Below are 22,920 nucleotides of genomic sequence, written 5' to 3'. Positions count from 1 at the left end.
ACTTTTTAGCGGGCTATTGGAAACGTTGAATGATAAAAGTTTTACTTTTTAAAGTCAAAGTTTCGGCTTTCTGGTTTCATCTTTTAGCTTCGTTCTTTTTAACCTTATCTTTGCAGCATGAAACCATCAGAGATTAATGCCAAGTGGAAAGTTTTACAAGAGCGAATTGCTCAGGAGTTTGATTCTGATTTTCCAGACCTGAAAGTAATGCTGTTTTTAATTGGTGTGCAGGAGCTAGGGAAAGGCCCGAAGAAATATAGCAAAAGGCAAAAGGAAGAGCTGATGCATATTGCAACTTGTCGTTTGCTCAGTGAGATGGATTTTTATGAATTGGAAGGTGTAGATCAGGATGGCTGGCCGCATTGGAAACTCGTTAAAGCGATTCCTCCTTATACCATGCTTGAGCAAGAGATGCTAATGAAATCTTTAGTGGTAAGTTATTTTGAAGATATCTATTCCTGATAATCGCCTGTTGATATAAACGATAAAATCTTTTTAAAAACGCATAAAAAAAACCTCCAAATTTATTTCGGAGGTTTTTTTTATGATTTAGTTACCCGTTGTTACTCCAGACATGATCCAGAAGGCTAAAGGCAACCCATTAATATTATTTTGTAGCGTACATCACTTCTTTAACCGCTTTAATTACTTTTTCAGCATTTGGTAAGCTGGCAGCAATTAAGGTTGGTGAGTATGGAAGCGGAACATCAGCACAAGTGATACGTAAAACTGGCGCATCTAAATAATCGAATGCTCTTTTTTGTACCATGAAAGCAATTTCGCCTGAAAGCGATGCCAATGGCCAGGCTTCTTCTACAACCACTAAACGGTTCGTTTTCTTTACTGATTCGATTATGGTATCATAATCAATAGGACGAACAGTACGTAAGTCGATCACTTCAACGTTGATTCCTTCTTTAGTTAATTCTTCAACAGCTGGATTAACCACACGGGTTAACATTTTACCAAACGTTACAATGGTTACATCAGTACCTTGTTTGGTTACGTTTGCTTTACCGAATTCGATATAATATTCTTCCGCAGGAACGTCGCCTTTATCACCATACATTACTTCAGATTCCATGAAAATAACCGGATCCGGATCAATGATAGCTTGTTTTAATAAACCTTTTGCATCGTAAGGGGTTGATGGAACCACCACTTTTAAACCTGGCGTATTTGCAAACCAGTTTTCGAAGTTTTGAGAGTGTTGTGCACCTAATTGACCAGCATTACCTGTTGGGCCGCGGAAAACCATAGGGCATGAAAACTGACCACCACTCATTGATAAAATTTTAGCAGCACCGTTAATGATTTGATCGATGGCTACTAATGAGAAGTTAAACGTCATGAACTCCACAATTGGAATAAGGCCTGCAGTTGCAGCACCAGTTGCAATACCAGCGAAACCTAGTTCGGCAATCGGGGTATCGATAATACGTTTCGCACCAAATTCATCAAGCATGCCCTGACTTACTTTGTACGCTCCATTATATTCTGCTACTTCTTCACCTAATAAAAAAACGCGGTCATCTTTACGCATTTCTTCGCTCATGGCTTCGCGTAGTGCTTCTCTAAATTGGATTTCTCTCATTGTAAATTTTAATAACGGTGGCAAATATAATTATTAAAAGCATTGAAACCAAAGGCAATAATGCGTGTATTTTGTAATAATTATAGTTGATTGGAGACCGGTTTTCAGTTGATGAATTACAATAACTTCCGACTTTATTTAATATTCGAAAATTATATTGCGGATATCACTTGGTGACGTTGTAATTGTATCAGTGTTTAAGACTTTTCCGAAATATTCTCTCCAAAATGGATGATATTGCCGTTGTTATCCAGGATCGAAAACTGGCGCATTTCCCAGGGCATATCTTTTATTGCGCCTTCAGGATGAATGACATTTTGGATTTTATATTCTTCATAAAATTGATCAACTTCGGTTACATTGAAGTAACAGCCTGTATTTTTAGGATATTCGGGATTATCGGTAGACCAGAAATGTAAATCTATGCCATCTCTACTAAAAATTAAATAACCATCCCATTCAGAATGAAAAGTGAAGCCTAATTTTTCGGTGTAAAATTTTACGGTTTCTTCGGTATTAAGAGATGCTAGAATTGGTACTGCTGCTTGGAACATATTTTAATGATTAGGATTAATCAACCCATAAATTTCACTATCTAAAAATTGCCCCCTGAAATAATAATCTTGTTTAAAGAGTGCCTCTTTAACAAAACCATGTTTGATAAGCATCTGCCTTGATGCATCGTTCTCTACATTAATATTCGCTTTGATGGTGTGCAGATTCATGTCTTCGAACCCAAAATCTATCGTCCGTTTGAGTGCCTCGGAAATAATTCCTTTTCGCCAGTAATCAGGGTGAAGCATGTAACCAATTTCTGCCCGATGATTTGCATAATCTGTTCGCCAGTAACCGATGGAGCCAATCATTTGATTTGGATTTTTTTTTAGGGCAATAACCCATGCCAAATTATCGCCGTTTTCAAATCCTTCGTTAAATGTGCTGATGAAGGTTTTAATTTCTAACAAATCTCGTGGTCTTTCGCGGTCGATATATTTCATCACCGTTTCATTGGTACGCATGGCAAATAATGCATCTGCATCAGCAAGCGCATGCTCACGAAGAATTAGTCGTTCGGTTTCAAGCGTGGGGAAATTGGTGAAATTAAGGGTAAGCATTTATAAATTTAAGTGATTAATCGCAAAGTGCACAAAGTTTTTCGCAAAGAAATGAAGCTTAAGTAACCACAGAGCACACGGTGTTTACACAGAGAAATTGTTAGGTTTTGGTTTTTTTAGTCGGTCGTCATTGCGAGGTACGAAGCAATCTTAAAGCGCTTTATTAACTCAAAGTATTAGGATTGCTTCGTGCCTCGCAATGACGATGAGTTGATGAATGGGCTTTAAGTTTGGCGTTCTTTGCGCTTTTTCTCTCCTTTCTTTGCGGTTAAATAACTCTACTTCCCAAACAATGTCTTATAAATAGAATACTTATAATTATCAGGAATCTCACTTGCTTTAAAATATGGAGCCCCAAAAAGTTCAGTTAGTTTCTCTTTCAGCCGGGCTAAAAACAAAGGTTTAATTTCTTCCAAAAAGTCGCCACGTAAAACCTGGCGATTAGATTTAAACCAAACGCCGCCGTAAATCGGGTCGTTCATGGTTTTTACGATATACAAATTCGGCTCAACACAAGTTTTATTAGCCGATTGCTCATATGCATAGGTATAAAGCAATGTTTGAATCAACGCTTTATTAATATGCTTTCCATCCGAATTGAAAAGTTCATCAACATCCTTAAAAGCTAACTTATCACTGCCGGTTTTATAATCTACAATTTTTGTAACGCCATCCTTTACATCCACCCGATCAATGTATCCGAAAATTTTAACACTTTCTTCTTTTCCGTTTAGCGGGAAACTGATTTCGGCTTCTACTTTTTGCTCTAAACTAATAATTGTAAAAGGCGTTTGCGTGATATCCTGATTGAGAATAATGTTTACATAAGCATCAACAATAGCAAGAATCACTTTTTGCATGCCTTTATATTCCATTACCAAATCAGGATGATTAAACATTACCGCATTGAAAGCTTTTTGAATGAGTTGAGGTACTAATTTCTTCTTTTCTTTAATTCTCTCTTCAGTAATTTCTGCATTTTGTAAATCCTGATAGAAATATTCCATCACCTTGTGTAAAATCGAACCAATTTCATTTGCTTCCACAACGGCACTAATTTCTTTAGGTTCTTTAATGCCTGCGATGTAGTTAAAGAAAAAATCAATCGGATTGGAAATATATTGTGTTAAAGCTGATGGTGACAATATTTTTCTTTTGTCGAGGTATTTTTGCAGGGTTTCCTGAATAAACGCATTACCTGTTTTTTCAATATGCACTTCTTTAAATTGCTCAGTTTTTACTTCGAGATTCAATTCATTATAAGTGAAGTTAAAACCACTTTCATACTCCAGTTGCTTTAAAATTCTGCTGGCTTCGCCTGAAGTTGATTCATCCGTTAGGCTATTATAAACAAAGTTGATGTTTTTTGCTCTTTGCATCAACCTGTAAACCATGTAAGCAGAAATGGCATCTAAATTTTCTAAAACCGGCAAGCCATAAACGCGGCGGATGGAATCGGGAATGAAACTGTTCCCGATAGAGGATTTTGGAATGATCCCCTCGTTGAAACCTAAAATCACTACCTTATCGAAATTTAAATTCCGGGTTTCGAGCAAACCCATTACCTGAATACCATTCAGTGGATCGCCGGATAACGGTACCGCAATAGCCTGCAAGGATTTCTGAACCAAATAAATAACAAATGGAATTTCTTCCTTGCTGATGTGATTGCTGAAGGTATCGTGTAATCGGTTTAACTCCTGAATGGTTTTTACAAATAATTCTGCATCGATTTTCTTCAGCGTTTTTGCATTAGATAATCGGGTTAAAACGAAGTCTAAAACCTCCAATAAATTGGTAACCACAAACTGTGGATTTTCGATTTTCTTGTAGAAAACCTCAAATAAACCACTCTGTCTAAGCAAACGTTTATGGTCAATTTCAACCTGATTTTCGGCTAACAAGGCAGTCAGAATCTTATCACGCATTTTTTGCGTTAAGCCTGTTAATGGATGGGTTAAAAATGCTTCAACATTTTTATAAGTCACTTTGTCGCCTTGCAAAATCTCCAGCTGACTGGTCAACCACAAATCTACCAAACCAAAAATACTGGAGGTTGATAAGGCAAAACCCATGGTAACATTCAGGTCGATTGCCGAACCCTCATAACTCGTAGGGATAGTCTGCAAAGTTGGAATGAGCAAACTTTCATCGGCTAAAACCACTACTGTTTTGCCGACTGCTTCTGCATTTTTATAATCTTCCTCTAAGATATTATTGAGGATTTTGGCCTGAGCCGATTGGCCTTGAACCTTGAACACATTGACATCATGTTGCTGCGTTTTCATTAAACTTGCTTGTGCTGCAAATTCGTTTTTCAAGCCCAGGAGGTTTAAGTTTTTCCTTAGGAACAAACCTGCCTCCTGCGAAACATCATCTAAATAGTAGCTGTCAGCATCAAAATAAAACAATGCTTTTTCAGATTCCTGCAACTGCGTGAAAATCTTAGCTTCGGCACTGCTCAGGGCATTAAAGCCAACAAAAATAATTTTCCCCTTATCGAAATTTGAAATGAATTTCTCGTGACTGGCGATGTCTCCCGCCAGATGGCGATAAACTGAACCATTGGTTAAATATCCTTGCTCTTTCAGCGTAGCATGAAATTTATGGTAAAGTTTAGGCATTCTGCGCCACATTTTGATAAAAAGCTCCTGCTGTTTTTTATGTTTTCCTTCGGAATAAGATGTCCAGAATTGAGTGAGAAACTGATATTGCTCCGGACTTAAATAGTCAAAGTCTTGGTTGATCACAGAAATATCTTCTAAATCGCGGTATAATTTTTCCGCATCTACTAAATCTGCATCAATCTGGTTAAAATCACTTAGAATAATTTTCGCAAGGGGGAAAAACTTATGACTGGAAATGGTTTCCAGTTTTTCTTCGGCCAATAGCTGATTATATATTCGATGCAAGGTGAAAAACTGCAGATAAAAATCGGCAATTTTATAACTCGTTGAACAGGCAAAAAATTCCTGTATGGTAAAAAATGAAGGGCTGAAAAACGGCTTTCCAATAATATTGGCAAAGTGTTTTTGCAAATACGCGGCGGGGCGTTTGTTGTTAAAAACAATCGCACAGTTTTCCAGCTGCTTTCCAAATCTGGTAACTAAATCTTCGGCAACTTCCTGTAAAAATGGTTTCATCTGCATATTATACTAATTTCAATTTGCCTTTAACTGCGTAAAAAAGATAGGTTTTGATGTTTTGGTAACCCATTTCTGAAAGCAGATTCCGATAATTGTCCACTTGCTGAATATGTTTGTCGCTTTCCTCAAGCGTGAATTTATAATCCAGAATGATTACCTCGTTGGCATTAATCAATACCCGATCTGGCCGATGAAGTTTTCCATTGGCATCAACAATATTTTTCTCAGTGATGCTTTCAGTGGCCTTACTTAAAATCTCTTTAAGTTCGGGGTGATTTAAAACTTCTAGCGCCGAATCAATGAGTTTTTGCTTTTCTTCATCCTTAATCACTCCCTGTAAAACGAGGTTGTTGGTGTAGTCTTCTACTCCTTTTTCGGTAGTTGCACTGGCCAGAATATCATGAAGCAAAGAACCTTTTCTTCCTGATTTCTCGATGTTAACCAAATGTTTTAAATGCTTCTCTTCTGATGGAATGTAAAGTTCAGATAATCGGGAGGTTGTTGGATAGCTTTTTAAATTGATGAAATTTAAGCCCTCAGATTTGGTTTCAATAGATACATAATCTACAATTTCATAAACCCCATTTTCATCAAATTTACCATCGAAAGTGAGATTAATCACATCACCCATATTTGATAAGCTTACTTCCTTATTTCCTTTCGGTTCTGCCTTTCCCATCGTAGCGATATAAAGGAAGTCTTTAGAACGTGTTGTAGCAACATAAAGCATGTTCAATGCATCCATATTGTTGTAAAGCAATTCTTCATAATAGGCTTTCGCGATGGACGAATCGGCTAAATCTTTATTGTATTTTAACGGAATGCCTCGAAGTTCTTTGTAAACGGTATCTTCTGATGAAACCCAGAAAGTTGAGTTTGTTTTGCCTTTCACTTCCCAATTGCAGAATGGAATAAAAACCGCCCTAAAAGCCAAGCCTTTTGATTTATGGATGGTGATAATCTGTATCGCATCTGCACCTTCCGGAGATGGAAGTGATTTTTTAACGCCATCTTCATCCCACCAGGTTAGAAATGAAATAATGCCTTTTTCGCCCAGTTTCCCAGCATTTGCCGTTAAATCTCTAAAAGCTAGTAAATAGGGCAGGTGCTGGGTAAGATCTTTTAAATCGTAAGCCTCGAGCAAAATTTCTACTAATTCTGGTAGTGGTAATTGTAACCACGACTGCCAATTTTCACAAAGCGATTTTGGTAAAACCTTAGTCAACGTGCTTAATGAAACGTTGTTTAAATTTAGATAATGGTTTGCGTTAGCCTCCTTTTCATGTAGCGAATGGTAGAACGCAATGCAATTGGCCTTGTATAATGCGGTTTGTGAATCTAAACCAATTAATGCTTTTAATGTATTAATGATGAGTTGAACCGCCGAGTTATTGGAAATTAACAAGGCATCGCCAGACAATACAGGCAGATTTTGCTCCATCAGTTTCTGGACCGTGAGCATGGCTTCACTATTGGAACGCACCAAAATGGCGATGTCTTTCAACGCGTAGTTCTGCTCGTTTTTTAAATAAAAAATTTCCTCAATTACATCATTTAAGGCAATGTCGCGATAAACGGTTTCCGAAAAACGAGCTTCGTCTGGTGCATGGTCTTTGCCGAATTTTTTAATTTTTATGGTTCCACCTTTAACGGTATTGGTGGCAAAATTTTGTTTTGAGCCTGCGTAAATATCAGTGATGATAGAATGGTAGTGATTAGCCTGCCACCAATCTGAAATACTTTCAGGTTTCGTTTCTAAATTCTGATTCAGCTCATTTTGTAAGGTAATGGGAATAGAACGATAAAGAAAATTGTTAAAGGAGATAATGTTTTCCGTGCTGCGATAATTTTCCTCCAGGCTATCTTCAATTACATTGTGCGCCCCAAGATCTGTTCTGGCATGTTTGTGTAAAATGTTCCAGTCGCCATTTCGCCAGCGATAAATGGATTGTTTGGTGTCGCCAACAATTAAATGGTCGGTTAAATCAAGGCTAGGCGTGGCAATGGCATTGCTTAAAAGCGATTTAAAACTTCCCCACTGACTGGTTGATGTATCCTGAAATTCGTCGAACAAAAAGTTACGGTATCGGTTACCCACTTTCTCCCAAATGAAGGAAGGATTATCGCCTGCATCTTCCGTAATTCCAGAGATTAATTTTTGCGCATCGCTGATTAAAAGATTATCATTTTCTGCCCGATATTCTTTCAACAAAACAGCAATTTCTTGCATTAATCGCAAATAATAAAGGTTTTTATTGAAAGCGATAGCAAGCTGATAATTTGGTAAATGCGATTGATAATGCATTTTAATCTTCCGAAGAATCGGGTTGATCGTATCATAGGCTTCAGCTACGCCTGCATTTTTTTGAAACCATTCTTCAGGTTCATCGATGATATTAAAAATCGAATCTATTTTCGAAAAATCGCCGCGGGCAATAACGATTAGCTTAGTAAGCGGACTTCTAGATTTTCCTTTCAGCTGGTCGGTTTCTACACCTAAAACCTCTAGCGCCTCATGCGCATCTTTAGCCAGTTGAATAATTTCACTTTCGAAATTTTTGATTTCATCCCTGGTAACGCTGATATATTTTTTGAAGAGTTCATCAATGTTCTCTAATCCTAATTCTTCCACAGCTGTTTCGAAAATCTGGAAACGTTCGGAGAAGATTTCACCGATTAGGTTATAAAGCTCAATTTTATAATTCCAACTTTTGTTATCACTGATGCGTTCAATGGCCAAATCGATAATCCACTGTAAAAGCTGTTTATTATCATTTAATGCTTCATCAAGTTTATTAACCAAATCATCTTTTACCTTATCATAATTCATTTCTAAATTATAATCGGCGTTTAAACCTAATTCAAATGCAAAACCACGAATTACTTTTTGCACAAAACCATCAATGGTACTTACCGAAAAGCGACTATAATCGTGAAGGATTTTTCGGTAAATTTTATCTGCTTTGAGTTTTAAGCTTGCAGCTTCCAGCGCCGGGTAAGCTTTTAAAATCAGTTTACGATAATCTTCTATTTTATTCGAAGGATTTCCCTGCGCTAAACCAACCAAAACCTCTAAAATTCTGGATTTCATCTCTTCAGTAGCCTTGTTGGTAAAGGTTACGGCTAAAATTTCGCGGTATTTATTTTCACCAGAAAATAGCAGGGTAAGGTAATGGGCCGTTAAGCTGAACGTTTTACCGGAACCGGCAGAAGCTTGAAGAATTTTAAGGGGTTGAGGCATAAATGATTTCGTTTCGGAATTTTAAACTTACAACAATTTAAAATTTTCCCGAAATCAGGATATCAACAATTGGCAGTAGGCTACTTTGATTTCTCTTTTCTTTTTACTAAGGTTTTATGGCTAATTCTTGCAGGGCGTTCTGCCATTTCTATTTTTAAACCCAATAAATCGCGAATTACAACAGATGCACAAGCACCTCCGAAAGCTGCCGGTAAGTAAGAAATGGTTCCGTAGGCAGAACGTTTGAAATTGCTTCCATCTGTCATAATCATCGAACTTTTATCTGTTTCCTCTGTAGAAAAAACTGCTTTTATTTTATCGGCGCCGACCAGTTTATTTAACCGTTTCCGTACATAACTTGCAAATACGCATTGGTAGGTATTTGGGAGCAAAGTTATTCTCAGCTTGGTTGGATCCATTTTACCACCCGCACCCATGGAACTCACAATCGGAATATTTTTCTCCAGAGCAGTAGAAAGTAGAGTGATTTTCGGCATTACACTATCGATACAATCCATAATGTAATCAAATTTCGACTCCAGAATTGCCCTGCATTTCTCTGGAGTTAAAAAAGTATTTACCACATGAAGTTTTAATTCCGGGTTAATAGATAACAAACGCTCTTGCATAATTGCCGCTTTACTCACCCCGTGATTGGTGGCCAGAGCCGGCAACTGTCTGTTTCTGTTGGTTGGGTCAACCACATCACCATCTACAATGGTCATTTCACCAACACCAGCACGACAAATAAATTCGGCTGCGAAAGAGCCTACACCTCCTAAACCAATCACTAGAACGTGTTTTGATTGAAGTTTTTCAATTCCATCATTTCCTACTAAAAGTGCAGAGCGTGAAAGCCAGCTTATATCAGACATTGTTTTAAGTCAAAAGTGTAAAGTAAAAAGTAAAAAACTGAAGGTAAAATAGTTATGGCAAACTCAATTTATTCCAGTTTGCAAAAATAAGTGCTTTCAGTTCATCAACCGAACATTTTTTCAAATTAGCTGCAGTTTCATAGATTTCTTCAATAGAGGTTTCAGCATCATCAGTTTCAAGAAAAAAATCATCATAACTTTTAAGCAATTTTGAAGCACCGGAGTTCTCTTTCAAAATTGCGGTTCCAAAGGAAAGTAAAAAGCCTTTTGATATTAGCTGTTTGCCTAACTCCTCATTTTTATTAAAACCGTGAATAATCATTGGCACTTTAACTTTTAATCTTCCTTTTAACTCCATTAGTTCGGAGAAAGCTCTAACGCAATGTAAAATCAAAGGTTTATTCAATCGCTCAGCCAATGCAACCTGATGTTCAAGAATAAGGATTTGATTTCTCACACTTTCACCTTTGAGCTTGTCCAAACCACATTCGCCAATCAATTTAACATTTGTCTGTTTGGCCAACACACTCAAATATTTTAACTGAATTTCTAATTTTTCGATTGATGCATACCAGGGATGTAAGCCAATAGAAATTGGTTTCGTTTTCGGCATTGCCAAAAATATATCACTTGTTAGCGATAAACTTTGGATGCTTTCCACGCCTTTCCGCTGAGCACTTTTATGCGTATGTATATCTAGAAAGTCCATCAAGACGCAAAGATAACTTTTGTAAAATGTATTTCTTCTGTAAAGAATTTGATGGTAATCTATTAAGTTAGTCGACTTTATTATTTTTGTTTCATCATTCTTAAAATCATGAAGAAATTATTCACCATATTGGCGGCCATATTGATAACAACAGCTGCATTTAGCCAGACTAAAACCGGAGGCGTTCACATTTACAATCCTGAGGCAAATGCCATGGCCGACTTAAAAACTGCCACTGAAAAAGCCGCAAAAGCAAATAAACATGTTCTTGTTCAGGTAGGAGGAAACTGGTGCACCTGGTGTATTGCTTTTCATAATCTGGTTGATACTACAGCCGTATTGAAGCAAACTATTAATGATAATTATGAATTTGTTTTGGTTAACTGGGATAAAGATCATCACAATGATGAGGCAATGAAATTTTTAGGTTTTCCTAATCGTTTTGGTTACCCTGTATTTGTAGTTTTAGATGGAAAGGGAAAAGTATTGCACATCGAAAATTCCGCTTATTTAGAAACCGATGAAATTGGTGCCAATGGGAAAAAGAAAGTTGGTCATGATGTGAAAAAAACCATTTCATTTTTGAAAGGATGGACAGTAGCCGCTGTTAATCCGGAAACTTATAAGGCGAAGGCAAAATAAGCTGAAACTATTGCTTAATTGAAAAGCCGAAAATTCTCAGATACAAATCTGGAAATTTTCGGCTTTTTTTCAATCATCTGAATCGTCTTCATCATCTTTCAGGTCATCTACATTTAATTCGTATGATGATCTTGAGGCCTCATCAGCTTGTTCCAACATATCTTTATCGTGTTCAATGTTGGTATCATCGCCATCCAGTTCATTGATGTTTTCGGTATCATCCTCTCTGCGTAGCGCATCATTTGGGTCGTTCGAATAATCTTCGTCTTTTGGGTCTATCATAATATTAAGTTTTATAAATAGATAATGACTCAAACTGTAGAATTGTTTTAAATTTTACCGACTACTATAAAGTCGTCATTTTCATTTCAAGCAAAGCCCGGAATCTTTGAAATTCTAAAGTCTGGCACAAAAACTTCTTTGCCAAAGCTTCGGGCCCACACTTCATTTGAAAAGACGAGTGGCGAAATGCAATAAAAAATGCCAGACGAATAAATCTGGCATTAACTTTTTCTCTAGAATTTTTTGAATTTTGCTAAGCCCTTCCCTTTAGGGGAGGGTTGGGAGGGGCTTACATTCCATCGCCAAACTTATAATTTGGCAAAATGCTTACTGGTAATTTTCCTTTTGGTACCAGGCGATTATTAATCACGGCAGCTGCCGAAACCTGCATGTAATCTTCCTTTTGATAAGCCACTACCAAACCTTTGCTGTTTTCTAAACCTGGCAATGCCGATAAGTTATATGGGTTTGCAAACAATGAAAATACAGTATTTTTTGTGGATAGCTCTTTGATGAAATTTTTAACTCCAGCATTCAAAGGGATGTTATTTCCTGGTCTGGAGCGGCTATCGTGAATACCTACAATAATTTGATCAAAGGCGCCAATTTCACGGGCAACATTTGAAATTTGCGTGGCGGTAGCATCTTTATCCAATACGTAATAAACAGAGTTATAAAATCCTTTTGAAATCTCTTTCTGAAATCTGGTTACCGTTGGTACGCCAATACTGATGATGGCGGTTCTTCTAATCGGAACCATATTTTTGATATAATCTTTTCCTCTTAACATCGTAACCGAAGCATTTGCCAATTCCTGCACTAAAGCATTGCTGCTGCTGCGGTTAACTCCTGCAATAATGCCTTGTGTTACCACGGTATCGCGATTTGCTAAACCCGCCCAATATTTTGCAGTCAAAATTTTTCTAACGCTTGCATCAATATCTGCAATGCTTATCCTGCCTTGACGAATGGCTCTTCTAACCAATTTTACGGCTCTGTCGCTGTTTTCCGAAAGCTCCAAAATATCATTCCCGGCAACAATACCCATTACATCAGCTTCGCCATCCTTAAAAAACTTTACTACACCTTTCATATCCATCGCATCCGAAATAACTAGACCTTTAAAGCCTAATCGCTGCTTTAAAATGCCCGTAACAATCGGTTTGGATAAGGTAGATGGTAAATTTGGAGTATTATCCAACGAAGGAATGTTCATATGGGCAATCATTACACCAGCTGCACCCTGCTTAATTAACTCTTTAAAAGGATACATTTCTAAGCTATCTAAACGGGCAGCACTGAAAGTAAGTTGTGGCAAATCGTAATGCGAATCTACATCGGTATCGCCATGACCTGGAAAATGTTTTAATGTCGTCAGTAAACCACCATCTTGCATACCCATCATATAAGCAGCCGTTTTTGTGGCAACATTAAATTTGTTTTCGCCGAATGAACGATAATTGATTACCGGATTTTTAGGGTTGTTATTGATGTCTGCATCGGGAGCAAGGTTCATTTGCATACCCAAACGTTTAAAGTCTTTTGCAACTTCCTGCCCCATCCTGTAAATTAAATCCTTATTCTGAATAGCACCTAAAGTCATTTGGTAAGGATAAGAAATGGTGCTGTCTAAACGCATTCCTAATCCCCATTCGCCATCATTTGCCACAATTAAAGGTACATGACTTACTTTTTGGTAAGCATTAGTCGCACGAGCCTGTCTTACAGGTCCGCCTTGAAAAAAGATTACACCACCCAGCTGTTCTTTTTTAATTACCAGACCAACAGAGTCGATATATTTTTGACCTAAATTTGTATGCGCCCGCACAAAAAACATTTGTGCAATTTTTTCCCTGCGGTTTAATTTTTTAAAAACGGAGTCAACCCATTGAGGTTGGTTGGCCAGCATTTGTAAATAGGATGGCTTTTGCGCATGCGCCGAAAAGGTAGCAATGCATAGTATTGCAACCAGGATTAAGTTCTTTTTCACGTTGTTTTGTTGTAACGGCTAAATTAATAAGTAATAATCGAATAAAACAAAAACCAATCCAAGTAATCGATTTAATACAATTTAACAGGATGAGTTGTGAAATTCTTAATTATCATTTATGCTGAAAATAATTTGGAAAACGGACGTTCAGTAATACGATCACAACAGCAGTCCTGCTTTCTGTTACAATCTTTTGCAATACTGCCATTCTCGTATTATCGTCATTGCTGTAACAAGAAGACGTAACGATCTTTTTCGTTATTCATCAAAAAGTATTTTCACGGCAATCAGGTTTATAAACAAAGGATTGTGTTTTAAATAGCAAGTCCGGATGAAAAAGGCTGGGAGCAAAAAAATTAAAACATAATCTAAAATCAAAAGTTTATACAATAACGCTTTGAATAATGTTTAACTAAAATTTATAGCCATGAAAAATGTAAATACACCGAAGAACAATCCAACAACACAAGGAAGTTCAATAGCAGACAGAGCAAATCACGATGTTAAAGTAGATAAAAAAATTCAGGGAATAACCAATGGCGGTGGTCAACGTTCTGATCAGACTTCAAACAAAGATAATCAGCGTAAATACGATAATAAGAAATAGTTGAGATGTAAGGTGGAAAATGTAAGATGGACCAGTGTTCCATTCCACATTTTCCATCGTACATTTTCTCGATCACATCATGCCTCTTCCCTCTTACATCCTCCATTTTCCATCCCTAAGACGGCTCATTTGCCAATGCGATAATATCTTTTCCCTCTAAAATTCTTCGTTCGCTGTTATGACTTAAAGTGTTGATCATTGCGTCACCCATTTCGGTCATCGTACAAAAACCATTAGCGAAAAACTTTCTGCCGATTGGAAAAATCCAGTTAATATATTTATAGAAATTATGGGCGTATTTTTGTCCTTTAATAGGCTTAATAAATCCCGGGCGGAAATGATAAACCTGCTCAAAAGGTAATTTTGTAAGGTCATTCTCAGTTTTCCCTTTTACTTTTTGCCAGTTTAACCGACCATTTTCGTCTGTACCACTTCCAGAAACATAGCAGAAAGTCATCTTATTATTCAGTTTACTCAATGTTTCTGCTACATGAAGCGTTAAAGTGTAAGTCATCCGGTAGTAAGTATCATTATCTACGCCTACCGATGAAATTCCAAGGCAAAAAAAACAAGCATTATAACCTTTCAACTGATCTTCAATTGATGAAAAGTTAAAAAAATCCTGATGGATAATTTCTTTGAGTTTTGCATGATTATACCCGCAAGGTTTTCTGTTAATTACTAAAATAGCATCTATTTCTGGACTATTCAGGCATTGTATTAATACGCCCTCACCAACCATTCCGGTACTTCCGGTAATAATCACATTATTTATTGCTCTTGTTTTTCCCATTAAAATTGATGTTTAAATAATTAACTGATAAAGTTAATCTTTGTTTGTTTTAACAAACTCAGCATAACTTTTCTTCACATACATCAATATCTCATAATCATTCATTTTTCTTATTTCTGCTGATGAAGGACGATATCGATCAATAAAGCTTTGTAATAAATCATCTTCTAATTTAGTAATAGCGTTGATTTTTTCAGGCGAAAATCTATTATTGATGTAATTGGTTTCTTCATCTTTAAGCTGAACTTTTTTAAGCTTTGAAATAGATGATTGATTTTTATTTAATAAGCCAATGGTTTTTAAAACATCAAAACTTAATATAGATGAGGTGGAATTCGATACCAGGTTAGAACCGAAAGTTGGATAACGCAAACCTTTTTTTACCAAAACATCTTTAATTGTTGGGGCTTCATAGGCAAAAACTTTGGCAAAATCTTCTCTCATTTGAAGGGAGTCTTTAAGGTAATCTCGTTTAGAATAAATGGTAACATCATCTAAACTAAATACAGTAGATTTTAAAAGTACCACTACATCCTTAAAATTATTGTTCAGGTTTAGTTCGTAATCTTCGTAGCCGAGCTTTTTGATTTTAATCATTTGTGCTGATGCATTTCTTGAGAATGAAAATTTTCCAGTACCCGAAGTAATGTTGACCTGATTGCCATAAGTGATTACTGCGTTTTCTACAGGCAGTTTGGAAAGATGATCCAACACCTGACCATTAATTTGCTGTTGTGCAAATAATTGATTGGATGTGATGATTAGCGTAATGATGAATAAATACCTCATGTTAAGCTAAGTTAATTGATATCGAATTACGGCGTAGAAGTTTAACAAAGCTTAACTTTTCTATTCATAAAAAAGGGGCTCGACTGTTGATCGAACCCCCTCTTTTTATCTGATTACAGTACCTTGCATTTTATAATCTTTCGGTGGCTCTGCACCCAGCAAATGTTGTACAAAATAGTCCCATCTTCTCCTCATCATATATGGAGAATAGGCGCCATATCCATGGGCACTGTTTGGGAAAATAACTAAATCAAAAGATTTATTTGCTTTTTGTAATGCTTCAACAACCAACAAAGTATTGTATGGTGGCACATTATCGTCCATCATTCCATGAACCAACATTAGCTTTCCTTTTAGATTTTTAGCATAAGTTTGGTTGGCTTGTGCTTCATAATCTACATTTTCTGCTAAGCCATTGTAACGTTCGCCCCAATCATCCTCGTAGTTTCTGTTGTCGTGATTTCCTGATTCAGAAATTCCAACTTTAAAGAAATCAGGGTAACGGAACATGGCTGCTGCAGTGGCAAATCCGCCACCCGAATGTCCCCAGATACCAACTTTTGTTGTGTCAATCGGATATTTTTCCGAAAGTTGTTTGATGGCTGAAATCTGATCTGGCAGTGTGTTTTCGGCCATATTACCATAATTCATGTCGTGATAGCTTTTGGAGCGACCGGGATTACTTGTTCCTTCAATTACCACTACAATAAAGCCTAACTCAGCCAAAGCCTGATGATCGCCACGTGATGCTGAAAAAAACCAACTGCCCATACTTCCGCCCTGCGGACCAGGATAAATGTAATCAATCACCGGATATTTTTTGCCGGCTTCCATTTTGTTTGGCGTAAAAATTAAGCCATAAATATCAGTTTTACCATCATTTGCTTTTACTGAAACAGGTGTTGGGGCTTTCCATCCTGTAGCGCTCAATCTGGAAACATCAGTTTTTGCCAGTTCGGTAATTAACTTTCCGTTTATATCTCTAAGCGCTACAACAGCAGGAACGTTTGGTTGTGAGTAATTATCTATAAAATATTTTTCAGAAGGAGAAAAACTCACCATGTGGTTTCCTGGCTCAGGAGTAAGATCTGTAAGTTTTTTACCATCGAAACCGATTTTATAAAAGTGACCGAAGTACGGGTTTAATTTATCCTGACCGTTTGCCATAAAATAAATGGTACGTGTTTTCTCATCAACTTTTATCAAGCGGGTAACTGCCCAATTTCCTTTGGTAATCTGATTTTTTACTTTTCCTGTAGTCGCATCATAAAGATAAAGGTGACCCCAGTTATCACGCTCCGAAAACCAGATAATCTCTTTGCTTGCTGGGAGGTATCTCCAATTAATAGTTCCCTGTCCGGATTCGAATTGTGTTTTTACGGTTTCTTCAAAAACTTCACGTACTGCTCCGGTTTGAGCATTTGCAATACGGAATTTTTCGTTTTTATGGTCACGTGAAGTCGAAACAAATGCCACTTCCGAACCATCTGCTTTCCAATCAATATCATCGAATGTTCCACTGCTCGAAATATCATCGCTCAAGGTGCCACGATGTTGATCAGGCGCAACATTGATTGCAATCACTTTTGGATTTTCTACCTCAATGATTACTCTTCTGATGGTAACAATCGATTTGTCTCCGGGCAAAGGATACTTCCAGGCCTCTAATTTTGGTGCACCTACATTTGTGGTTACCAAATACATGTCTTTTGAGTTTCGTTGATCCTGCTGAAAAGTGGTAATCTTTTTCGAATCCGGCGACCAGCGCAATATTGGGGAATCGCTATGTTTCCAGCCAGCATTGTCAGTAGCATAACCGTAATCTTTTATTCCATCTGTGGTTAACTGCGTAAGTTTTCCCGATGCAACATCTTTTACGTACAAATTGTAGTCTTTGATCAAGATTGCCTTTTTGCCATCTGGAGAAAGCACCTCACTTCCGGAATTCCTTCTTCTATTAGGCGACGCTGGTGCAGATGTGCTACTGCCATAGTCAGTAGTAATTGTTTTAGTCTTTTTTTCGGGATCTACCAAGAAAGTTTGGGTTCCGGTAGCATTCTTCAATGTAAACCAAAACTTATCTCCTTCCAGCCAGTTTGGAGAAACGCTGCCATTATCGATGTATTTTGCAGTGTTGTAAGCCATAAAGCTTTCAGCATGTTCATAATCTTTCGCAGTTAAAACTTTTTGCTGCGCATTTGCGGTAGCAGCAAGTGCAAAGGCTGATAAGAATAGCCAATATTTATTCATAATAGTTAGTTGGTTGATCTTTGGGATAAAATTAATACTGTTTTGGCAGATCAGCTTAATTTAGCAAGAATAATACAAATGATAAAGGCCAAAATGGAGCTCGGAAGTATACCAACAAAAATGCCATCCTTTTTCAAGGTGGCATTTTTGCGGAGAGGGCGGGATTCGAACCCGCGGTACCGTGAAGTACACACGCTTTCCAAGCGTGCTCGATCGACCACTCTGACACCTCTCCGGAATGGATTGCAAAAATATATTTTTTATTCAAAAAAAATGCTTCCAAAATAAATTGGAAGCATTTATTATTTTAATGATGTTGAAATTAATCAACTACCGTAATTTTTAACATATTGGTTTTACCTTTAGCCTCAATTGGAATAGCAGCGGTGTTAATTAAAATATCACCTTGTTTAACCAATTTCTTACTTTTTAAGAATTCGTTAACTTCAATAATGGTGTTATCTGTGCTTTCCCACTTATCATAGTAAAAACCTCTAACTCCCCAAAGTAAGCTCACTGCATTTAAAAGTGCTCTATTGCTTGTGAAAATGAATGTTAAGGCCTCTGGTCTGTGACTAGAAATTTCAAAAGCTGTATAGCCACTCAATGTCATCGAAACAATACCAACTGCATTGGTTTGCTTAGCTAAGAAACAAGCAGAGTCACAAATTGCATCGCTTAAAAACGAAGGTGATTTCGGTTTAAGGAATTTATCAGGATTGAATGGATAGTTATTCTGCTCAATGTTTTGAATAATTTTTTGCATCGTTTCAATCACGATCAATGGAAATTCTCCAACTGAAGTTTCACCACTTAACATCACAGCATCAGCACCATCTAAAACAGAGTTAGCCACATCGTTTACTTCAGCACGAGTAGGGCGAGGTGTCGTGATCATGCTTTCTAACATCTGTGTTGCCACGATTACCGGTTTTGAAGCCGCTCTACATTTGGCAACAATCATTTTCTGTAACAAAGGAACTTCTTCCATCGGACATTCTACACCCAAATCTCCACGGGCAACCATAATACCATCCGTTACGGCGATGATTTCATCGATGTTCGCAATGGCTTCTGGTTTTTCAATTTTTGCAATTACACGAGCTGTTTTGCCACGTTCAGCAATAATATTTTTAAGTTCGATAATATCTTCAGCTTTACGAACGAAAGACAAACCGATCCATTCTACATCGTTTTCAAGAACAAATTCTAAATTTTCACGATCCTCTGGAGTTAAAGATGGGATAGAAACTTTAGTATTTGGAAGGTTTACCCCTTTTCTTGAAGTTAAAATTCCACCGTGAACAATCTCACAAACCACTTCATCTTTAAGATTGGTTGATAAAACTTTCATTTGTAGCTTACCGTCATCCAAAAGAATGATTTCGCCTGCCTGAACGTCCTGAGGGAAGTTTTGATAAGTGATATAAATACGCTCTTCATTACCAATACATTCTTGAGTAGTGATAATGGTAGTTTTACCGTTAATCAGGTTAATTCCACCTTCTTTTACTAATCCGATACGAATTTTCGGACCTTGTAAATCAGCAAGAATACCAACATTATAATCGTATTTCTTATTTAAATCGCGGATGGTGTCTAAAACTGCCTGATGATCTGCCTGAGAACCATGTGAAAAATTCAGACGGCAAACATCCAAACCTGCGTTAAACATACTATATAATACATCTGGTTTTGCTGATGCCGGGCCAAGCGTGGCTACAATTTTAGTTCTGGAATGAAAAGGTTTCATTTAATTAATTGATTTTAGCAATGCAGTTTCAGAAAGCGCTAATTAATTATCTAAAGTAATTAAACTGCATTAAATTTTATATATTTTGTTTTTTTGTTCGTTGTTTATAACCCTCAAATATAGTGTATTTAATACACCAAGTATATAATTTTTATATTACCAAATTCTCTTTACTTTTTAATTTAGTAGGGTCTATTTTTGCAGCTACCTGAATATCAGGCAGTTTGTTTAATCCATTTATCAAATAATTGAGATCTTCCTTATCGATAAATTCTTTAATTATAATAAAAAAATCAACATTTCCCATCTCCGGAACCAGTAATCCATCGCTGCTTCTGTTACTAATCAGATAATATTCAACTTCTCCCTGCTCTACAAAAAAGTAATATTTCGAGAAAGACCAGGCAGGTTCATCAATGTTAAAAAATATTTCGTGGTCATCAATTTTCTCAAATTGCGTATTTAACCTCGTATTAATTTTGTGGCAAAGCACATAGTCTTTCAGGGGCGCAGTAATCGCAATTAGTATAAAATCAAGGTCTAACGTTAATTTCAGGTAAGTTCTGTTCAAATCGAAATAAATTATTTACAGAACGAAATTAAAAAACTAATTCTATATTCGCTGTGTTATTAAGACACCAAAAATACGTGTCGAAATAAAAACATTTGAAAATTGTAAGAATTTATTTTTCTTTGCACAGAATTATTTAACCATTAAATTATAAAATTATGTCTGATATTGCTTCAAGAGTTAAGGCTATTATCGTAGAAAAACTAGGTGTTGACGAAAGCGAAGTTACGCCAGAGGCTTCATTCACCAACGATTTAGGTGCAGATTCTTTAGATACCGTAGAGTTAATTATGGAATTTGAAAAAGAATTCAATGTAGCTATTCCTGACGATCAGGCTGAAACCATCGGTACAGTTGGTCAAGCAATCGCTTATTTGGAAAAAAACGTTAAATAGAATTACGCTTTTTCAGTATAAATGGAATTAAAAAGAGTAGTAGTAACAGGGTTGGGTGCGCTCACTCCTATAGGCAATAATGTTCCTGATTTTTGGGAAGGATTGACTAACGGGGTGAGTGGCGCTGCTCCTATTAAAGGTTTTGATACTGAGAAGTTCAAAACCAAATTCGCATGTGAGGTAAAAAACTTTAATCCGGAAGATTTTTTGGAGAAAAAAGAAGCTCGCAAGCTTGATCCGTTTGTACAATATGCGTTAGTTGCAACAGAAGAGGCTGTAAAGGATGGTGGTTTTGATTTCGAAAAATTAGACACCAACCGTATTGGCGTAATCTGGGGTGCTGGCATAGGTGGATTGAAAACTTTCTTAGATGAAATTTCGAATTTTGCTAAGGGAGATGGTACGCCAAGATACAATCCATTTTTTATTCCGAAGATGATTATTGATATCGCTCCAGGGCATATCTCTATCAAATATGGCTTACGTGGGCCAAATTTTGCAACTGTTTCGGCATGCGCTTCATCTACCAATGCGATGATTGATGCCTTTAACTATATCCGTTTGGGTATGGCTGATGTGATTATCAGCGGTGGTTCTGAAGCCATTATTAATGAAGCAGGAATGGGTGGTTTTAATGCCATGCATGCATTATCTACACGTAACGACGATCCTCAAACAGCATCTCGTCCTTTTGATAAGGATCGTGATGGTTTTGTGGCTGGTGAAGGTGCAGGAACTATTATTTTGGAAGAACTTGAACACGCAAAAGCAAGAGGTGCAAAAATTTATGCAGAACTTGTTGGTGGCGGAATGAGTGCTGATGCAAATCACATCACCGCTCCGCACCCGGAAGGTTTAGGTGCCAGAATGGTAATGACCAATGCTTTGAAAGACGCTGGTTTAACTACTGCCGATATCGACTACATCAATGTTCATGGTACTTCTACGCCGCTTGGCGATATTAGCGAAACCAAAGCCATTGCTGATCTTTTCGGTGAAGATGCTTACCGCTTAAATATCAGTTCTACAAAATCAATGACTGGTCACCTATTGGGTGCTGCCGGTGCTGTTGAAGCGATTGCCGCAATTCTTTCTGTTCAAAATGATATTGTACCTCCTACAATTAATCACTTTACAGATGATCCTGCCTTTGATCCTAAACTAAATTTTACTTTCAACAAAGCTCAAAAACGCGAAGTTAGAGCTGCATTAAGTAATACTTTCGGTTTTGGTGGTCACAATGCTTCAGTGATTTTCAAGAAATACGAAGATTAAATACTCAGCTTTGCTATATAATTTTGTATGCTAATTAAAAATAGATAACTTAGTTAAATATGCTAATTAGCCGCTAATTGTGTTATTTATTTAATGCCGATATTAAAATTATATAAACTTTATCTCTCTCCTGAAAAGGAGTTTGTAAAAAAGCTGAAGAATATTTTGGGCTTTGTACCTGGTAATGTTACGCTATATAAAATGGCGTTCAGACATCGTTCCGTGGCGAAGGTTTTAAAAAACGGTAGCAGAAGTAGCAATGAGCGTTTAGAGTTTTTAGGCGATGCGGTTCTGGGTTCTGTAATAGCAGAATTGCTTTTCAAACACTATCCTTACAAGGAAGAAGGTTTTTTAACCGAAATGCGTTCGAAAATTGTGAACCGGGCAAACTTAAACCAGTTGGCAAAAAAAATCGGATTTGATAAGCTTATTCAATTCGATCAGCGTTCGGTAAGTATTCAAACCAAGCATAATTCGATGTTAGGCGATGCTTTTGAAGCCATTGTCGGTGCTATCTACATGGATAAAGGGTACAATTTTACCAAAGAATTTTTATTGCGTAGAATTGTTAAACCGCACATTGATATTCATACTCTAGAACTTACCGAAACCAATTTCAAAAGTAAATTAATCGAATGGTGTCAGCGCCACGGCAAAGATGTGACCTTTGAACTTGTACAAAATGGAGAAGGTGAAAGTGCAAAACTGTTTACCATCAGTGCCATAGTTGATGGCGAAAAACATGGTACAGGTAGAGATTACAACAAAAAGAATGCAGAAAAACTGGCTGCAGAAAAGGCATGTGAAGCACTTTCTATATAAGCTTGATCGCTTATTAGCTTATCTTAGTTAATCGGGTAAAGTGGTCAACTGAAAAATGTAAACTTACAAGC

20 protein-coding genes and 1 tRNA gene are annotated in these 22,920 nt (G+C 37.0%); 6 read left to right on the top strand and 15 right to left on the bottom strand.

Annotated elements, in window-relative coordinates; translation table 11 throughout:
* The first annotated feature begins 117 nt into the window (after positions 1–117).
* On the top strand, positions 118–462 hold the full coding sequence (locus EA772_RS04040) for a hypothetical protein (protein ID WP_010602651.1): 345 nt from the start codon (positions 118–120) through the stop codon (positions 460–462).
* A 145-nt stretch (positions 463–607) separates the two neighbouring features.
* Here the strand turns inward: EA772_RS04040 and EA772_RS04035 are convergent, their stop codons facing one another.
* The 7 genes from EA772_RS04035 to EA772_RS04005 form a co-directional block, all read right to left on the bottom strand.
* Positions 608–1,594: a pyruvate dehydrogenase complex E1 component subunit beta gene (locus EA772_RS04035; RefSeq protein ID WP_010601392.1), complete on the bottom strand. Its 987-nt coding sequence runs from the start codon at positions 1,592–1,594 to the stop codon at positions 608–610.
* A 197-nt stretch (positions 1,595–1,791) separates the two neighbouring features.
* Positions 1,792–2,148 carry a VOC family protein gene (locus EA772_RS04030; RefSeq protein ID WP_124911309.1) on the bottom strand — a complete coding sequence of 119 codons (357 nt, stop codon included), beginning with the start codon at positions 2,146–2,148 and terminating at the stop codon, positions 1,792–1,794.
* A gap of 3 nt (positions 2,149–2,151) precedes the next feature.
* Positions 2,152–2,709, bottom strand: coding sequence for a GNAT family N-acetyltransferase (locus EA772_RS04025; protein WP_124911307.1), 558 nt, complete (start codon positions 2,707–2,709; stop codon positions 2,152–2,154).
* Positions 2,710–2,987: 278 nt separating this feature from the next.
* Positions 2,988–5,852, bottom strand: a complete 2,865-nt coding sequence (locus tag EA772_RS04020; RefSeq protein ID WP_124911305.1) for a PD-(D/E)XK nuclease family protein — start codon at positions 5,850–5,852, stop codon at positions 2,988–2,990.
* Positions 5,853–5,859: 7 nt separating this feature from the next.
* Positions 5,860–9,096, bottom strand: coding sequence for an exodeoxyribonuclease V subunit beta (locus EA772_RS04015; protein ID WP_124911303.1), 3,237 nt, complete (start codon positions 9,094–9,096; stop codon positions 5,860–5,862).
* An 80-nt stretch (positions 9,097–9,176) separates the two neighbouring features.
* Positions 9,177–9,971: a ThiF family adenylyltransferase gene (locus EA772_RS04010; protein ID WP_124911301.1), complete on the bottom strand. Its 795-nt coding sequence runs from the start codon at positions 9,969–9,971 to the stop codon at positions 9,177–9,179.
* 52 nt (positions 9,972–10,023) lie between these two features.
* Positions 10,024–10,680 (bottom strand): TatD family hydrolase, encoded by a 657-nt coding sequence (locus tag EA772_RS04005; protein WP_124911299.1) that lies wholly within the window; start codon positions 10,678–10,680, stop codon positions 10,024–10,026.
* A 108-nt stretch (positions 10,681–10,788) separates the two neighbouring features.
* Between EA772_RS04005 and EA772_RS04000 the strand changes: the two genes are divergently transcribed.
* Entirely contained in the window at positions 10,789–11,322 is a 534-nt protein-coding gene (locus EA772_RS04000; RefSeq protein ID WP_124911297.1) for a thioredoxin family protein, read from the top strand.
* 69 nt (positions 11,323–11,391) lie between these two features.
* Here EA772_RS04000 and EA772_RS03995 read toward each other — a convergent pair whose 3' ends face one another.
* Positions 11,392–11,604, bottom strand: a complete 213-nt coding sequence (locus EA772_RS03995; protein WP_010601400.1) for a hypothetical protein — start codon at positions 11,602–11,604, stop codon at positions 11,392–11,394.
* 289 nt (positions 11,605–11,893) lie between these two features.
* A complete protein-coding gene (locus EA772_RS03990; RefSeq protein ID WP_010601401.1) occupies positions 11,894–13,594 on the bottom strand; it encodes a glycoside hydrolase family 3 protein in 1,701 nt (566 codons plus the stop codon).
* Between the two features lie 427 nt (positions 13,595–14,021).
* On the opposite strand from EA772_RS03990, the gene EA772_RS03985 reads away from it, so the two are divergent.
* Positions 14,022–14,201 (top strand): hypothetical protein, encoded by a 180-nt coding sequence (locus tag EA772_RS03985; RefSeq protein ID WP_010601402.1) that lies wholly within the window; start codon positions 14,022–14,024, stop codon positions 14,199–14,201.
* Between the two features lie 115 nt (positions 14,202–14,316).
* Here the strand turns inward: EA772_RS03985 and EA772_RS03980 are convergent, their stop codons facing one another.
* The 6 genes from EA772_RS03980 to EA772_RS03955 all read right to left on the bottom strand — a co-directional run bounded on the left by EA772_RS03980 (position 14,317) and on the right by EA772_RS03955 (position 20,357).
* Positions 14,317–14,994, bottom strand: a complete 678-nt coding sequence (locus tag EA772_RS03980; RefSeq protein WP_124911295.1) for an NAD-dependent epimerase/dehydratase family protein — start codon at positions 14,992–14,994, stop codon at positions 14,317–14,319.
* 33 nt (positions 14,995–15,027) lie between these two features.
* Entirely contained in the window at positions 15,028–15,783 is a 756-nt protein-coding gene (locus EA772_RS03975) for a hypothetical protein (protein ID WP_124911293.1), read from the bottom strand.
* A 105-nt stretch (positions 15,784–15,888) separates the two neighbouring features.
* Positions 15,889–18,033: a S9 family peptidase gene (locus EA772_RS03970; RefSeq protein WP_124911291.1), complete on the bottom strand. Its 2,145-nt coding sequence runs from the start codon at positions 18,031–18,033 to the stop codon at positions 15,889–15,891.
* Between the two features lie 150 nt (positions 18,034–18,183).
* Positions 18,184–18,268 (bottom strand) — tRNA-Ser (locus EA772_RS03965).
* 87 nt (positions 18,269–18,355) lie between these two features.
* Positions 18,356–19,786 (bottom strand): pyruvate kinase, encoded by a 1,431-nt coding sequence (pyk, locus tag EA772_RS03960; protein WP_116169050.1) that lies wholly within the window; start codon positions 19,784–19,786, stop codon positions 18,356–18,358.
* Between the two features lie 151 nt (positions 19,787–19,937).
* Positions 19,938–20,357: an IPExxxVDY family protein gene (locus EA772_RS03955; protein WP_010599620.1), complete on the bottom strand. Its 420-nt coding sequence runs from the start codon at positions 20,355–20,357 to the stop codon at positions 19,938–19,940.
* Between the two features lie 158 nt (positions 20,358–20,515).
* Between EA772_RS03955 and EA772_RS03950 the strand changes: the two genes are divergently transcribed.
* From EA772_RS03950 to rnc, 3 genes are all read left to right on the top strand, one after another.
* Positions 20,516–20,752, top strand: coding sequence for an acyl carrier protein (locus EA772_RS03950; protein ID WP_008508386.1), 237 nt, complete (start codon positions 20,516–20,518; stop codon positions 20,750–20,752).
* A gap of 21 nt (positions 20,753–20,773) precedes the next feature.
* The gene (gene fabF, locus EA772_RS03945) at positions 20,774–22,027 is read left to right on the top strand and encodes a beta-ketoacyl-ACP synthase II (RefSeq protein ID WP_010599621.1); all 1,254 of its coding nucleotides are present in this window, start codon (positions 20,774–20,776) and stop codon (positions 22,025–22,027) included.
* A gap of 93 nt (positions 22,028–22,120) precedes the next feature.
* Positions 22,121–22,849: a ribonuclease III gene (rnc, locus tag EA772_RS03940; protein ID WP_010599622.1), complete on the top strand. Its 729-nt coding sequence runs from the start codon at positions 22,121–22,123 to the stop codon at positions 22,847–22,849.
* Positions 22,850–22,920: the final 71 nt, after the last annotated feature.

Source organism: Pedobacter sp. G11, assembly GCF_003860265.1.
Classification (GTDB): Bacteria; Bacteroidota; Bacteroidia; order Sphingobacteriales; family Sphingobacteriaceae; genus Pedobacter; species Pedobacter agri.
This window is presented reverse-complemented; position numbering and strand designations above follow the sequence as displayed.

Bases quoted from the DNA above. Each gene is read 5' to 3' on its own strand.
- EA772_RS04040 (WP_010602651.1), top strand. From the start codon at position 118: ATGAAACCATCAGAGATTAATGCCAAGTGGAAAGTTTTACAAGAGCGA.
- EA772_RS04035 (WP_010601392.1), bottom strand. From the start codon at position 1,594: ATGAGAGAAATCCAATTTAGAGAAGCACTACGCGAAGCCATGAGCGAA.
- EA772_RS04030 (WP_124911309.1), bottom strand. From the start codon at position 2,148: ATGTTCCAAGCAGCAGTACCAATTCTAGCATCTCTTAATACCGAAGAA.
- EA772_RS04025 (WP_124911307.1), bottom strand. From the start codon at position 2,709: ATGCTTACCCTTAATTTCACCAATTTCCCCACGCTTGAAACCGAACGA.
- EA772_RS04020 (WP_124911305.1), bottom strand. From the start codon at position 5,852: ATGAAACCATTTTTACAGGAAGTTGCCGAAGATTTAGTTACCAGATTT.
- EA772_RS04015 (WP_124911303.1), bottom strand. From the start codon at position 9,096: ATGCCTCAACCCCTTAAAATTCTTCAAGCTTCTGCCGGTTCCGGTAAA.
- EA772_RS04010 (WP_124911301.1), bottom strand. From the start codon at position 9,971: ATGTCTGATATAAGCTGGCTTTCACGCTCTGCACTTTTAGTAGGAAAT.
- EA772_RS04005 (WP_124911299.1), bottom strand. From the start codon at position 10,680: ATGGACTTTCTAGATATACATACGCATAAAAGTGCTCAGCGGAAAGGC.
- EA772_RS04000 (WP_124911297.1), top strand. From the start codon at position 10,789: ATGAAGAAATTATTCACCATATTGGCGGCCATATTGATAACAACAGCT.
- EA772_RS03995 (WP_010601400.1), bottom strand. From the start codon at position 11,604: ATGATAGACCCAAAAGACGAAGATTATTCGAACGACCCAAATGATGCG.
- EA772_RS03985 (WP_010601402.1), top strand. From the start codon at position 14,022: ATGAAAAATGTAAATACACCGAAGAACAATCCAACAACACAAGGAAGT.
- EA772_RS03980 (WP_124911295.1), bottom strand. From the start codon at position 14,994: ATGGGAAAAACAAGAGCAATAAATAATGTGATTATTACCGGAAGTACC.
- EA772_RS03975 (WP_124911293.1), bottom strand. From the start codon at position 15,783: ATGAGGTATTTATTCATCATTACGCTAATCATCACATCCAATCAATTA.
- EA772_RS03970 (WP_124911291.1), bottom strand. From the start codon at position 18,033: ATGAATAAATATTGGCTATTCTTATCAGCCTTTGCACTTGCTGCTACC.
- pyk (WP_116169050.1), bottom strand. From the start codon at position 19,786: ATGAAACCTTTTCATTCCAGAACTAAAATTGTAGCCACGCTTGGCCCG.
- EA772_RS03950 (WP_008508386.1), top strand. From the start codon at position 20,516: ATGTCTGATATTGCTTCAAGAGTTAAGGCTATTATCGTAGAAAAACTA.
- fabF (WP_010599621.1), top strand. From the start codon at position 20,774: ATGGAATTAAAAAGAGTAGTAGTAACAGGGTTGGGTGCGCTCACTCCT.
- rnc (WP_010599622.1), top strand. From the start codon at position 22,121: ATGCCGATATTAAAATTATATAAACTTTATCTCTCTCCTGAAAAGGAG.